Genomic DNA, 13539 nt, shown 5'->3' on the forward strand with positions numbered 1-13539 from the left:
TGAACTACGCTGAGCAGGGCACTTTTCAGCTGTTGTACCGTCGAACGGCCATACCGTTTCCCTTCTTCGAGGTTACCCCCATGAAAGCCTGGATTGCCCTTCCCCTGATTGCCCTGGCCCTGGCTGGCTGCGCTGGCAAGACGGCTTATCGCGAAAGTTGCGCGACGCAGCTCGATGCCGCCTGGAAGGAACTGGACCTGGCCAAGGCCGAAGGTTTCGCCGGTGCTGTGAGCTACTCCAAGGCCCTGTCGCTGCTGACCGGTGCCAAGACCCAGCAGCAGTTCGAAGGTTATGAAAGCTGCACGGCCAAGGCCGAAAAAGCCCGCTTCTACATCCGTGAGTCCCGCGCCGGCCGTTGACCTGGGAGGTCTCTATGCCCGCCATGCTCGACCATGTGGTAGCCCAGGTGCTGGCCGTGCAGGTGCGTCTGCTGGCCTGCCGCGAACGCCTGGTGGCCAACACCGACAGCGAAGCGCTGCATGACCTGCGTATCGCCCTGCGGCGCCTGCGCAGCCTGTTGCGCCCGCTACGGGGCCTGCCAGGGGTGGACCAGCTGGAGGAGGCGGCGAAGTCCCTCGGCACCCTGACCACGCCGCTGCGTGACCGTGAGGTGCTGGCGGCCCAGTTGGTCGCCCGTGGCCACCTGCTGGCCGGGCAACGGCGCCTGGAGGGCAGGGCGGGTACCTTCGCCAGCGTAGCGGCCAGCCCCCAGCTCAAGCGGGTGCTGCTGATTCTCGATGCGTTTCCGTTGTTCCTGCGGGCATCCGATCGCGAGGGCCTGGCCGAGCGGCTGCGCCAGCGCATCGACAAGCGCCTGGAAAAGCAATGGAACAAGCTTGCCGAGGCGCTGCAGGACCCGGCCCACGATCGTCATCGCCTGCGCCTGCTGATCAAGCGGGTACGCTACGGCGACGATTCCTACCCGCAACTCGAGCATGCCGGCAAAAAGCTGCAGCGCCTTCTGAAAAAAGCCCAGGGTGATTTGGGTGACTGGCACGACCGCCTGCAGTGGCTGTTGCAGGTGCGCGACCACCCTGACCTGGCAGGCTGCAAGGTGGCTTGGGAGCACGAACTGCACGCAGCCGAGGGCAAGTCGGATTTGACCCTCGACGCGCTGCACAAGGCGCTGGAGCGCCGATAGCCCCTGCAAATGACCGATATACGGGCTGCCGCTGCAGTAACGGCTGGTTAAGATCGAGCTTTTGCGCAGGAGCCAAGCCCTTATGAACTTCACCGAGTTGCTCGCAGCGGCGCGCGCCCACCCTGACGCAGTCAGCGTACCGGCCGACTGGGCCCAGGGCCGGGCGGTATTCGGCGGGCTGATGGCGGCCATGCTGCACGAGGCCATGCGCCTGAAACTGGCCGATGACCGCCCGGTGCGCTCGCTGGCCATCACCTTCGTTGGCCCGGCGGCGCCGGAGGTGCCTATCAGTCTGGAAGTCGAGGTACTGCGCGAGGGCAAGGCGGTCAGCACCTTGCTTGGCCGGGCGGTGCAGAACGGCCAGGTGGTGACCTTGGTGCAGGGTAGCTTCGGTGCCGGCAGGCCGTCGGTGGTCGCTGTCGAGGCGTTGCCGGCGGCAGCTCTGAAGCCGCTTGAACAAGCCGCACCCGAGCTGCCCTTCATCAAGGGGGTCACACCGGAGTTCATGCGTCATGTGGCCTTGCGCTGGGCCGTGGGCGGGTTGCCGTTCAGTGGCAATGCGTCACGCCAGATGGGCGGCTGGGTGCGCCTGCGCGATGTCGCCGAAGCGCCGGCGCAGGCTGCTCACGTGCTGGCCCTGGTGGACGCCTGGCCCCCCAGCCTGCTGCCGCACCTCAAGCAGCCTGCGGCTGGCAGTACGCTTACCTGGACCATCGAGTTCATCCAGCCCGCACCGGCGCTGTCGACTTTGGACTGGTGCCGCTACGTAGTGGAAACCCAACATGCCCGCGATGGCTACGGGCATGCGGCTGCGGCGCTGTGGACCGCAGAAGGGGAGTTGGTGGCGCTGAGCCGACAGACCGTCACCGTGTTTGCCTGATCAGCGCACCACGCCCCTGTGGTGAGCGGCCTTGTGTCGCGATGGGGCGCGAAGCGGCCCCAAGGTCTTAGCGCCATGCGAAATTGCCGGGGCTGCTACGCAGCCCATCGCGACACAAGGCCGCTCCTACAGAGTCAGTGTCCGACTTCAATGCCGATGCTTGTGCCGTTCGCGCCAGGCCTTCCACCACGCCCCGCTCACCACGAACCGGGGAAAAGTGACGAACTGCTCGGTCAGCAGGCGCTGCACGGCGTCTTTGCGGTTGGCGAACGGCTCGGGTTGTTCGGCTTCCAGGCGATGCCCCTGGCGCTGCAATCCAAGGCCCGCAACCAGGGCAATGACGCCAACGGCGATCTGCGACAGGTCCAGCCCGAACAGCCCCGACAGCACCAGCAGGGCGCCGATAATGAACAGCGGCACGGCGATCAGGTGCAACACCAGGTTGGCCGGGTGGCGATGGTTATGGTGGTAGCCGCGCCATTGCCAGGCGGGCAGGTTGGGCAGTCTTTTGTTCATGGGCAGTTCCTCACAGACATGCCCAAAGCTTAGTGCGGCCCCCGGGTGGGGGCCAATCGAGGCTGGCTATGGTGACCATAGCCGCACAGCCCTACAGCTTGAGCTGGCCGATCACCTTGTTCAGCTCCCCGGCCAGGGTCGCCAGCTCGTTGCTGGTGGTGGCCGAACCCACGGTCTGCTGAACGGTTTCCTCGGTGACGTCGCGGATGCTCACCACTGCGCGGTTCATCTCCTCGGCCACCTGGCTCTGCTGTTCGGCGGCCACGGCAATCTGCGTGTTGCTTTCGCGCATCTGTGCCACCGCGCTGGTGATCTCGGCCAGGGCTTCGCCGGCCTCCTTGGCCTGGCGCACGCAGTCGTCGGCCTTGTACGAGCTCTCCTGCATGAAGTCCACAGCATCGCGGGTACCGGCCTGCAGGTCGGCGACCATGGTGGTGATCTCGTCGGTGGAGGTCTGCACGCGCTTGGCCAGGTTGCGCACCTCGTCGGCCACCACGGCAAAGCCCCGGCCCAGGTCGCCGGCGCGGGCAGCCTCGATGGCGGCGTTGAGCGCCAGCAGGTTGGTCTGCTCGGCAATGCTGTGGATCACCCCGACCACGCCGTTGATCTTCTGGCTGTCGTCGGCCAGCTGGCGGATCATCTCGGCCGTCTGCTGCACGCCGCTGGACAGCCCGGCGATGGAGTCCTGCACCCGGCTGACCACCGCCTGGCCGCTGCCAGCCAGGGTGTCGGCGGTCTGCGACAGGTCGCGGGTGGCGCCGGCGTGCTGGGCGATATGGTGCACGGTGGCGGTCATCTCGTTGATCGCGGTGGCGGCCTGGTCGGTTTCGCTCTGCTGGCCGATCATGCCGTGGCGCACCTCGTCCATGCTGCCGGCCAGGCGCGCGGCGCCCGAGTCCAACTGCGCGGCGGTGCGCGCCACGGTGCTGACCACTCGATGGTAGGTGGCCTGCATGGCATTGAAGGCGCCGGCCATCTGCCCGACTTCGTCGCCACAGGCCAGCGGCACCCGCGCCGACAGGTCGCCGGTGCGCTCCACATGCAGCATCACGTCCTTGAGGGTGTTGAGCTGGCTCAGCAGGAAGCGGATCAGCAACTGCGAAGCGCCGAGCATGGCCAACATCAGGACCAACACGCACACGGCGTAGTTGCTGAAGCGGTCGAAGAACACCTGGCTCAGGCTTGGCGACTGGGCGAGCAGGGCCAGGCGCTGGTCGCCCTGGCGGATGACCTGGGCGCCGAACAGCGGGTTGTCACCGAGCAGGGTGGCCGCAGGCAACTCCACCCAACCTTGGGCATCGTCTAGGGCTGGCAGCGGCTCGCCGGCAAACTGCGGCGCCTGCCCGGCCTGCCAGGTGATCAGGTTGGGCGGGGCAGGCAGGGGCTGCCCTGCCGGCCGTGAAGCCAGCAGTTGGGCTTGCGCCTGCACCAGGGCCTGGGTGCCCTCGGCGCGGGCCTGTTGCTCCAGGTGCACGGCGTAGAGCACCAGCAGCAAGGTCGTGACGAAGGCCACCGCGTTGACGGCCCAGAATTTGTACTTCAGCGAAATATTGCTAAGCCAGGCACCCATGGTAGGTCTTCTCTGAGTTGGCGAAAAACATTGTTGGCAAGGTGCCATCATTGTGCCCGCCAAGGCCAGCCGGCTTGTTGATATGCGTCAAGAAACCTCGGGCAGGCCGAAGAACGCCCGCGCGCAGGCGCTGGTATGGGCGGCGGTGAGCTCGGCGCTTTCACTGCGGTGCAGGGCTACCTCGCGTAGCACTTCGGGCAGGTAGGCCGGTTCGTTGCGCCCGTTCTTCGGCTTGGGTCGCAGGCTGCGCGGCAGCAGGTACGGCGCATCGCTTTCCAGCATCAGTCGGCCCTTGGGTATGTTGCCCACCAGCGGGTGCAGGTGGGTGCCGCGGCGCTCGTCGCAGATCCAGCCGGTGATGCCGATGTGCAGGTCGAGGTCGAGGTAGGCGAACAGCGCCTCGCGCTCGCCGGTAAAACAATGCACCACGGCGGCGGGCAGTTGGTCGCGGTAGTGCTTGAGGATCGCCAGCAGCCGTTCGCTGGCATCACGTTCATGCAGGAACACCGGCAGGCGCAGCTCGGCGGCCAGGGCTAGCTGCGCTTCCAAGGCCTTTTCCTGCAGCGGGCGAGGGGAGAAGTCGCGGTTGAAGTCCAGGCCGCATTCACCTACGGCTTTGACCCGTTCCTGCGCCAGCAGCTGGCGCAATTGCCGCTCGCTGTCACCGCTCCAGTGGCTGGCATCGTGGGGGTGCACGCCAGCGGTGCTGAACAGCCGCTGGCCGTCGCCATCGAGCTGCTGGCATAGCTCAAGGGCCTGCTCGCTAACCTCAAGGCTGGTGCCGGTCAGGACCATCTGCACCACGCCGGCTTGCACGGCGCGCTCGACCACGGCCGCCTGCTGGTCATGGAAACTGCTGTTGGTCAGGTTGACGCCGATATCGATCAGTTGCATGGTGCTACCTCGTGCCGCGGGGCGGCCAGCATAGCAAAAACCGCTGGAGCGCGAAAAACCAAGAACTTCAAACGTTTGCTGTGGTCTTTTGCCGTCATTTATCACGGAATGATCATCGCGCATGGCGCACCTCAACCGCCCTCGGAGCCGTTTCTCCATGCTGCGAACCCTCACTGCATTGTTGTTGCTCGGCCTGCTCGTCGCTGTGCCGGCGCACGCCCGCGAGCCCGGGCCGCAGCAGCACGTGCCGGCCAGTCAGGCCCGCGACCTGGGGCAGATCCGCTCGAGCAAGGTGCTGCGGGTGCTGGTCAACCAGAGCCGCAACAGCTCCGGCGAGGTCAAGGGTGAGCCGGTGGGGGTGGAGTACTACCGCCTGCGGGCGCTGGAGCATGCCCTCAACGCCCGAGTTGCTGACGGGCAAGAAATCACCTTGAAGATCGTCCCGCGGGCGAAAGAGCAGTTGCTGGCAGCGCTGCAGCGCGGCGAAGGCGACCTGGCAGCGCCTGGCGAATTGCTTGACCCTGCATTGGTGCGCGGTGTGCAGCCCAGCGCGCCGGTGGTCGACCAGGTGCCGCTGGTGCTGGTCGGGCGCAAGGGCGAGCGCAGCTACAGCCGTGTGGAGCAGTTGTCCGGGCGCACGGTGGCGCTGACCAGCGCCAGTGCTGCCGGGGTGGCGATCCAGGCTATCAACCAGCAGTTGGTACTGCGCAAGCGTGCGCCGATCAAGGTCGAGTGGGTGGACCCGACCCTGGCGGTAGAAGATGTGCTGGAGATGGTCCAGGCCGGCATTTACCCGCTGACCGTGGTCGAGCAGCCGATCGCCCGGCGTTGGTCGCGGGTGATGCCGCGCCTGCGCCTGGACAACAAGCTGAGCCTGGCCCGGCCCGGGTCCATTCGCTGGTACCTGCGCGACGATGCGCCGATGTTGCGTGCGGCGGTGGACCGCTTCCTCGCCACCTACCGGGCCCCGGACAACCAGGACGCTGCTTTCGAGCGCATTTACCGCCGCCAGTACCGGGTGCACAACCCATTGGCTCGCCAGGACCGCCAGCGCCTGGCGTCGTTGCGCCCGGTGCTGCAGAAGCACGGCACCGACCAGCAGATCGACTGGCTCAACCTGGCGGCGCTGGCATTCAAGGAGTCGACCCTCGACAGCAAGGCCCGTGGCAGCGGCGGTGCCCACGGGCTGATGCAGATCACTCCGTCGGCGGCGCAGCGGGTGGGGGTGAGCAACACCAGTAGCGTTGACGGCAACGTGCAGGCCAGCGCCCGCTACCTGGCGATGATCCGCCGCAAGTTCTTCGCCAGCCCGCAAATCAACGAACGCGAGCGCATGGCGTTTGTGCTGGCTGCCTACAATCTCGGCCCCGAGCGGGTTCAGGCCATGCGCGCCGAAGCCCGGCGCCGCGGGCTCAACGGCAACCAGTGGTTCTTCCAGACCGAGCGCATCGCCATGGAACAGGTGGGCATGGGGCCGGTGAGCTTCGTCAACAGCGTCAACAAGTACTACCTGGCGTTCAACCGTGAGCGGGCGTCCTTGGAGCGGGTGGTCAAGCGGTGATAAATCGAAATCATCGATAGTAACTACGGGGTTTTTGCGATTTTCTTATTTGCAGGTTCGATTAAGATGGCCCCCATCGAAACCAAACATCTGCTCACACAAGGAAGCAACGCAATGAACACCGCCATCAAATCCCTGCTGAACACCCGCGCTGGCTACGGCCTGAGCGTCGTCCGCATCCTGGTCGGCATCATCTTCATGGCCCATGGCGCACAGAAGCTGTTCGGCCTGTTCGGTGGCTACGGCCTGGAAGGCACCGGGCAGTGGATGGAAAGCATCGGCCTGGCCCCTGGCTACCTGATGGCACTGCTGTCCGGCAGTGCAGAATTCTTCGGCGGCCTGGCTCTGGTGGTCGGCTTGCTGGCCCGCCCGGCAGCCCTGGCCCTGGCGGTAACGCTGGTGGTGGCGATTTTCTCGGTGCACATTGGTAACGGCCTGTTCATGTCCAACAACGGCTACGAATTCGCCCTGGCCCTGCTGGCCGGTAGTGTGGCGGTGCTGATCGAAGGTGCCGGCCGCCTGTCCCTGGACCGCCTGATCGCCCGCTGAGGCCCACTGCCAGGCAAGCCCGCCCCCCCCCGATGTGGGGGCGGGCTTATGTCGTGATTTACAGCTTGTAACTTATAGCGTCAGGCTCTAGCATACCGATTGCGCCGATTTAAACAGCTACTTGCGGGGCGCAGGAGAGGCTCCGGTGGGCCATCCGAAATACCGCTAAAGCGCTGGTTCGGTGACGCCTCGCACCGCTGCCCAGCGGGATCAGCGAGGCGCAGAGAGACTCCATGAGTTGTCCACGTACCAGTGTTTGTTTAAGCCCCCTGCCTGAAGACCAGGCTTCCCGTACCCCGCGCATTCTGCTGGGTGGCCAGCATCAGCCCACGCTCCTGCGCAACCTCGACGGTTTTTCCCGTCGCAAGGGCCAGGCCCGCGCGTTCCTCATCCAGTTTTTCGAAAGCTGCGCCCAGCTTGGCCAGTACGGCAACGACCGCTTCGACCTGGCAGTCATCCAGGCTCCGGCCGCCGAAGACGCCGCCGAAGTGATCGGCCAGCTCACCCGCATCGCCCGCCAGGGGCTGATCACCCGTCGTTGAGTGCGCGTTTTTTCGCAATGTCGGTCACTCGGTGGGCGCCAGGCGCCTGCCGCGGATGCACTGAGGAGACAGCCGTTGAGCACCAACATCATCACCACCGAAGGTCATGCAGCACTGAAGAAGGAGCTTGACCACCTGTGGCGCGTGTATCGCCCCGAGATCACTCAGAAGGTCACCTGGGCCGCGTCGCTGGGCGATCGCAGCGAGAACGCCGATTACCAGTACAACAAGAAGCTGCTGCGCGAGATTGACCGCCGCGTGCGCTACCTGCGCAAGCGCCTGGAGGACGTCAAGGTGGTGGCGTATGCGCCGGAGCAGGAAGGCCGGGTGTTTTTTGGCGCCTGGGTGGAAATCGAGAACGATGACGGCGAGCAACTGACTTTTCGCATTGTCGGCTATGACGAAATCCATGGCCGCAATGACTACATCTCCATCGACTCGCCCATGGCTCGCGCGTTGCTCAAAAAAAGCCAGGACGATGAAGTGCGGGTACAGACGCCGACCGGCGAGGCGACCTGGTACGTCAACAGCATTCGCTATCAGCCGTAAGCCGGCCCCTACAGGCAGTCACATACCCCTGCAGCAGCCGGCTTGCCGGCGACAGTGCTCGAGCAGCCAACCTTAACTCTCGCGCAACACCGCCAACGGGCTGGCATTCAGCGCCCGGCGCGTGCCGAGCACCCCGGCCCCGCCCACCAGCACCGCCCCTGCCAATGGCAGCACCAGCAGCCACGGGTGCGGCGCCCAGTGCAGGTCGAACGCATAGCGGTACAGCGCCCAGGTAATCACCTCGCAGCCCAGCGCCGCCAGCAACCCGCTCACCGCGCCCAGCAAACCGAACTCGATGCGCCGCGCCTTCACCAGCAGCGGCCGCGCCGCGCCAAGTGCCCGCAGCAGCGCGCCCTGGCGAATGCGTTCATCCAACGTCGCCTGCAAGCCGGCGAACAACACCGCCAAGCCTGCTGCCAGCACGAACAGCAGCACGTACTCCACCGCCAGGGTCACCTGGGCGAGGATGCTGCGCAGCTGCGCCAGCAGGGCATCGACCTGCAGGATGGTCACCGCCGGGAAGGCTCGCGACAGCACGACCACCTCTTGGTCGTGCCCAGGCTCCAGGTAGAAGCTGGTCAGGTAGGTGGTAGGCAGCCCCTGCAGGGTGCCGGGCTGGAAGATCATGTAGAAGTTCGGCTGAAAGCTGTCCCAGTGCACCGTGCGCAGGCTGCTGACCCGCGCCTGGCGCTGCTGGCCGCCGATGTCGAAGGTCAACAGGTCGCCCAGTTGCAGCTTCAGGCTTTGTGCCAGTTCTGCTTCCACCGAAACCCCAGGTATCGCGTCGGCGGCCGGTACCTGCTGCCACCAACTGCCGGCGCTGAGCGCGTTGCCCTGGGGCAGCTCGGCAGACCAGGTCAGGCTGAGGTCGCGTTGCACGGCGCGCTCGCCGGTGGACTCCTTGCTCACCAGTTGGCGCACCGGCTCGTCGTTGATATGGGTGAGGCGCCCCGGGATCACCGGGTACAGCGGCGCCGAGGTGGCGTTGATCTGCGCCAGGCGTTCGGCGAACGGCTGGCGGTCGTCGGCGAGGATGTTCAGGGCGAAGTGGTTGGGGGCGTCCTTGGGTAACTGCGCCTGCCAGTTGTCCAGCAACTCGGCGCGCAGCAGCGCCACCAGCCCCATGGCCAGCAAAATCAGGCCGAAGGCCAGGGCCTGGCCGGCGGCGGCCAGCGGGTGGCGCAGCAACTGGCCCAGGCCCAGGCGCCAGGCCAGCGGCGCGCCGGCCAGCAGTTGGCGCAGGCTGCGCAGCCCCAGCAGCAACAGCCCGCCGAGCACCAGCGCGGCGATCAGCCCGCCGCCGAGCAGGGCGAAGGTCAGCAACAGGTCCAGGCTCAAGCGCCACATGATCAGGCCCAGGGTCAGCAGTGCAGCGCCGTAGACCAGCCAGCTGCTGGGCGGGATCGGCAGCAGGTCGCGGCGCAGCACCCGCAGGGGTGGCACGCGGCCCAGGGCTGCCAACGGCGGCAGGGCAAAGCCGGCCAGGGCCACCAGCCCGGTGCCGATGCCGGCCAGGGCAGGGGTCAGACCGCCGGGCGGCACCTGGCTGGGTAGCAAGCCTTCGAGCAGGCGGAACAGTCCCAGTTGCGCCAGCCAGCCCAGTAGTGCGCCGGCCAGCGCCGCCACGATGCCCAGCATCGCCAGTTGCAGGCAGTACAGGCCCAGGGCCTGGTGACGCGACAACCCCAGGCAGCGCAGCAGCGCACTGGCGTCCAGACGCCGAGCGGCGTAGCGGCTGGCTGATAGCGCCACGGCAACGCCAGCCAGCAGCACCGCCACCAGGCTGGCCATGTTCAGGTAACGCTCGGCCTTGCCCAGGGCACCGCCGATCTGCCGGTTGCCGTCGCGGGTGTCGAGCAGGCGCTGGTTGGCGGCCAGTGACGCTTCGACGCCTTGCCGATACTGCGCCAGGGCCTCGGGTTCGCCACGCCACAGGTCGCGGTAACTGACCCGGCTGCCGGGCTGTATCACCCCGGTGGCATCCAGGTCGGCGAGGTTCATCAACACCCGCGGGGTGAGGCTGTAGAAGTTGTTGGCGCGGTCTGGCTCGTAGGTGAGCACGCGGGTCATGCGCAGGGTCTTCATGCCCACGTCGATGCTGTCGCCGATCGACAGGTCAAGGGCCACCAGCAGGCGTGGCTCGACCCAGGCTTCGCCGGCTGCCGGGCCGCCGCCGGGTGTTTCCACGCCATAGGGAGCGGGCGCGCTGCGCAACTGGCCGCGCAGGGGGTAGGCCGGGTCGGCGGCCTTGATGCTCGACAGTTGAATACCCTTGTCGCCACCCACCACGCTGGTGAACTCCACCACCCGGGCGTGGCGCAGGTTCAGCGCCGCGCCGCTGTTGACCTGCTGCTCGCTGGCCGGGGCGCTGCCCTGCAGCACCAGGTCGGCGCCGAGGAATTCACTGGCGCGCAGTTGCATGGCGCCGTTGAGTCGGGCACCGAAGTAGCCGATGGCGGTGCTGGCGGCTACCGCCACCAGCAGTGCGAAAAACAGCACTCGCACTTCGCTGGCGCGGGCATCGCGCAGCAGCTGGCGCAGGGCCAGGGCGCACAGGCGTGGAAACGACAGGCGGGTCATCATGGCTCCAGGGGCGCCACCAGGCGGCCGGCATCCAGGCGGATCTGGCGGCGGCAGCGCCGCGCCAGGCGTTCGTCGTGGGTCACCAGCACCAGCGTGGTGCCGCGCTCCTGGTTCAGCTCGAACAACAGGTCGCTGATACGCTCGCCGGTGTGGCTGTCGAGGTTGCCGGTGGGCTCGTCGGCGAACAATACCGCTGGCTGCGCGGCGAAGGCGCGAGCGATGGCCACCCGCTGTTGCTCGCCACCGGAAAGCTGGCGCGGGGTATGGCTCAGGCGTTTACCCAGGCCGACTCGCTCGAGCAGGCTGCGGGCATGCTCGCGGGCGTCGCGACGGCCGTCCAGCTCCAGCGGCAGCATGACGTTTTCCAGGGCGTTGAGGCTGTCGAGCAACTGGAACGACTGGAACACGAAACCCACATGCTCGGCACGCACCCGGGCGCGCTGGTCTTCATCCAGCGGGCCGAGGTCGTGGCCGGCCAGCACCACCTTGCCGGCGCTGGGCTGGTCGAGGCCGGCGAGCAGGCCGAGGAGGGTGGACTTGCCCGAGCCCGAGGCGCCGACGATGGCCAGGCTGTCGCCCTGGGCGAGGTCGAGGGAGAGTGCGTGGAGGATAGTCAGGTCACCTTCCGCGCTGGGGACCACTTTGCTAAGGTTCTGCGCAACGAGAATGCTGGGGCCCATGGAGAATCCGATGCGAATGTGGTGGTTGAGTGCCGGCCTGGCCTTGTGTTGCCTGGCCCAGGGGGCGGTGGCGGGAACCGTGCTGGTTGTCGGCGATAGTATCAGCGCAGGTTTTGGCCTGGATACCCGCCAGGGCTGGGTCACCCTGCTTCAGCAGCGGCTGAAGGACGAGGGTTTTGACGATACGGTGGTCAATGCGTCGATCAGCGGCGACACCAGTGCCGGCGGCCAGGCGCGGCTGCCGGCGCTGCTTGCAGCGCACAAGCCGCAGCTGGTGGTGCTGGAGCTGGGCGGCAACGATGGCCTGCGCGGGCAGCCGCCCGCGCAATTGCAACAAAATCTTGCCTCAATGATCGACCGCTCCCGCCAGGCCGGTGCCAAGGTGGTATTGCTGGGCATGCGCCTGCCGCCCAACTACGGGGTGCGCTACACCACCGCCTTTGCCCAGGTGTACGAACAGCTGGCCAGCCAGAAAAAAGTCGCGCTGGTGCCGTTCTTCCTCGATGGGGTAGGGGGCGTGCCCGAGATGATGCAGGCCGACGGCCTGCACCCGGCACAGGTCGCCCAGCAGCGCCTGCTGGAAAACGCCTGGCCGACGATAAAACCCTTGCTGTGACGCTTTTATCGGGGGCCGCTTTCGGCTAATGTTGCGCCCCCCGATTCGAGTGCCCCCGATGCCCCGCCCCGCCTGGTCCCTGTACGCCTACCAACTGATCGAGCCTGACGAGCAACTGGACCTGTTTGCCTGCCAGGAAGTGCGCGTGCACCTGGTGGCCCGTCAGCTGGAGCTGGGCGTGCCGGTGGACCGCACCCTGTGCGGTGGCCTGTTGCCAGCGCAGCCGCGCTGGTCGGGGGTGGCGCGCGCCATCTATCGCGACGAGCGTCTGTGCCCGTTGTGCAAGGCCATCCTCGAGGCGCAGCGCCGTGGTATGCGGCCGGTATGGCCGGAGCTCTGAGCCGGTTGCGTGAAACACCTTTCATCATCTGAAACGCTTGCAGCCTGCCAACGCCTCCCGCTTGTTTCGGGGCGGGTGTACAATCGTTGCCCTTGACTGACCTTTCGAAGGATTTACCGGATGTTGCCGCGCTTTCCTGCCGTCACCCGTAGCCTCTCCCTGGCCGCCCTGCTGGCAGCCGGCCCTGCTGTTGCGCTGGAGCTGCCACTGCCACCGCCCGGTGAAGACGTCGTCGGCCAGGTGCAGGTGATCAAGGCCAAGTACGAAGACACCTTCGCCGACATCGGCACCGCCAACGACCTGGGCTACCTGGAAATGATCGCCGCCAACCCCGGTGTCGACCCTTGGCTGCCGGGTGCCGGCACTGAAATTGTGCTGCCGACCCGCTACATCCTGCCGCCTGGCCCGCGCGAAGGTATCGTCATCAACCTCGCCGAATACCGCCTGTACTACTACCCGAAAGGGCAGAACGTGGTGCACACCTTCCCGCTGGGTATCGGCCGTGAGGGCTGGGGCTCGCCGATCGCCAACACCAAGATCACCGCCAAGACCCCCAACCCGACCTGGACGCCGCCGGCCTCGATCCGTGCCGAGCACGCCGCTGACGGCGACATCCTGCCGACCGTGGTGCCGGCAGGCCCGGACAACCCGTTGGGGCCGTTCAAGTTCACCCTGGGCGTGCCGGGCTACCTGATCCACGGTTCGAACAAGAAGTTCGGTATCGGCATGCGCACCAGCCATGGTTGCTTCCGCATGCTCAACAACAACGTGCTGACGCTTTCGAAGATGGTCCCGGTCGGCACCCCGGTGCGCATCATGAACGAGCCGTACAAGTTCGGTATCAGTGGCGGCAAGGTGTACCTGGAAGCACACACGCCGCTGGACGATCACGGCAACCCGTCGGTGGTCGACAAGCACACCGCAGTCATCAACGCGCTGCTCAAGCGCGAAGACCTGGCCAACAACTTGCGCATGAACTGGGACATGGTGCGGGATGTGGTTGCCGCCGAAGATGGCATGCCGGTAGAGATCGCCGTGCCGGTCAGCGGCAATGGTTCGGCGCCGGTGGTTTCCAGCATTCCGGCAGAACTGCAGTAAGCCTTTGCTAGTTGCCAAAG

General features: G+C 66.5%; 15 protein-coding genes. 10 read left to right on the top strand and 5 right to left on the bottom strand.

The annotated features are described in order from the left end of the window. Positions 1 to 80 precede the first annotated feature (80 nt). The 3 genes from KSS93_RS12350 to KSS93_RS12360 all read left to right on the top strand — a co-directional run bounded on the left by KSS93_RS12350 (position 81) and on the right by KSS93_RS12360 (position 2021). Complete coding sequence (locus KSS93_RS12350) at positions 81 to 359, top strand: hypothetical protein (protein WP_217842681.1); 279 nt, start codon at positions 81 to 83, stop codon at positions 357 to 359. 14 nt (positions 360 to 373) lie between these two features. Further along, positions 374 to 1141: a CHAD domain-containing protein gene (locus tag KSS93_RS12355; RefSeq protein WP_217888492.1), complete on the top strand. Its 768-nt coding sequence runs from the start codon at positions 374 to 376 to the stop codon at positions 1139 to 1141. Between the two features lie 82 nt (positions 1142 to 1223). Further along, positions 1224 to 2021 (top strand): acyl-CoA thioesterase, encoded by a 798-nt coding sequence (locus KSS93_RS12360; RefSeq protein WP_217888493.1) that lies wholly within the window; start codon positions 1224 to 1226, stop codon positions 2019 to 2021. Positions 2022 to 2168: 147 nt separating this feature from the next. Here the strand turns inward: KSS93_RS12360 and KSS93_RS12365 are convergent, their stop codons facing one another. The 3 genes from KSS93_RS12365 to KSS93_RS12375 all read right to left on the bottom strand — a co-directional run bounded on the left by KSS93_RS12365 (position 2169) and on the right by KSS93_RS12375 (position 5001). Beyond that, entirely contained in the window at positions 2169 to 2537 is a 369-nt protein-coding gene (locus tag KSS93_RS12365) for an Mpo1-like protein (protein ID WP_217888494.1), read from the bottom strand. Between the two features lie 91 nt (positions 2538 to 2628). After that, the gene (locus KSS93_RS12370) at positions 2629 to 4107 is read right to left on the bottom strand and encodes a methyl-accepting chemotaxis protein (protein WP_217888495.1); all 1479 of its coding nucleotides are present in this window, start codon (positions 4105 to 4107) and stop codon (positions 2629 to 2631) included. A gap of 87 nt (positions 4108 to 4194) precedes the next feature. Further along, positions 4195 to 5001, bottom strand: a complete 807-nt coding sequence (locus KSS93_RS12375) for a TatD family hydrolase (protein ID WP_217888496.1) — start codon at positions 4999 to 5001, stop codon at positions 4195 to 4197. Between the two features lie 157 nt (positions 5002 to 5158). On the opposite strand from KSS93_RS12375, the gene KSS93_RS12380 reads away from it, so the two are divergent. The 4 genes from KSS93_RS12380 (at position 5159) to greB (ending at position 8202) form a co-directional block, all read left to right on the top strand. Further along, positions 5159 to 6562 carry an MltF family protein gene (locus tag KSS93_RS12380; protein WP_217888497.1) on the top strand — a complete coding sequence of 468 codons (1404 nt, stop codon included), beginning with the start codon at positions 5159 to 5161 and terminating at the stop codon, positions 6560 to 6562. A gap of 114 nt (positions 6563 to 6676) precedes the next feature. Then, positions 6677 to 7111 carry a DoxX family protein gene (locus KSS93_RS12385; protein ID WP_217888498.1) on the top strand — a complete coding sequence of 145 codons (435 nt, stop codon included), beginning with the start codon at positions 6677 to 6679 and terminating at the stop codon, positions 7109 to 7111. Between the two features lie 233 nt (positions 7112 to 7344). Then, positions 7345 to 7653 (top strand): hypothetical protein, encoded by a 309-nt coding sequence (locus KSS93_RS12390; RefSeq protein WP_217842689.1) that lies wholly within the window; start codon positions 7345 to 7347, stop codon positions 7651 to 7653. Between the two features lie 75 nt (positions 7654 to 7728). After that, positions 7729 to 8202 carry a transcription elongation factor GreB gene (gene greB / locus KSS93_RS12395; RefSeq protein WP_217888499.1) on the top strand — a complete coding sequence of 158 codons (474 nt, stop codon included), beginning with the start codon at positions 7729 to 7731 and terminating at the stop codon, positions 8200 to 8202. 72 nt (positions 8203 to 8274) lie between these two features. Here greB and KSS93_RS12400 read toward each other — a convergent pair whose 3' ends face one another. Together KSS93_RS12400 and KSS93_RS12405 are read right to left on the bottom strand one after the other, a co-directional pair. Continuing rightward, complete coding sequence (locus KSS93_RS12400; protein WP_217888500.1) at positions 8275 to 10782, bottom strand: ABC transporter permease; 2508 nt, start codon at positions 10780 to 10782, stop codon at positions 8275 to 8277. Next, positions 10782 to 11465, bottom strand: a complete 684-nt coding sequence (locus KSS93_RS12405; protein ID WP_217888501.1) for an ABC transporter ATP-binding protein — start codon at positions 11463 to 11465, stop codon at positions 10782 to 10784. Before KSS93_RS12405 ends, KSS93_RS12400 begins: the two co-directional genes overlap by 1 nt. 10 nt (positions 11466 to 11475) lie before the next feature. Between KSS93_RS12405 and KSS93_RS12410 the strand changes: the two genes are divergently transcribed. The 3 genes from KSS93_RS12410 (at position 11476) to KSS93_RS12420 (ending at position 13519) form a co-directional block, all read left to right on the top strand. Further along, positions 11476 to 12081: an arylesterase gene (locus KSS93_RS12410; protein WP_217888502.1), complete on the top strand. Its 606-nt coding sequence runs from the start codon at positions 11476 to 11478 to the stop codon at positions 12079 to 12081. Positions 12082 to 12139: 58 nt separating this feature from the next. Beyond that, positions 12140 to 12421 carry a hypothetical protein gene (locus KSS93_RS12415; protein WP_217842733.1) on the top strand — a complete coding sequence of 94 codons (282 nt, stop codon included), beginning with the start codon at positions 12140 to 12142 and terminating at the stop codon, positions 12419 to 12421. Between the two features lie 120 nt (positions 12422 to 12541). Further along, positions 12542 to 13519, top strand: a complete 978-nt coding sequence (locus KSS93_RS12420) for a L,D-transpeptidase family protein (RefSeq protein WP_217888503.1) — start codon at positions 12542 to 12544, stop codon at positions 13517 to 13519. The last annotated feature ends 20 nt before the right edge of the window (positions 13520 to 13539 follow it).

This window comes from Pseudomonas xanthosomatis (genome assembly GCF_019139835.1).
Taxonomy (GTDB): domain Bacteria; phylum Pseudomonadota; class Gammaproteobacteria; order Pseudomonadales; family Pseudomonadaceae; genus Aquipseudomonas; species Aquipseudomonas fakonensis.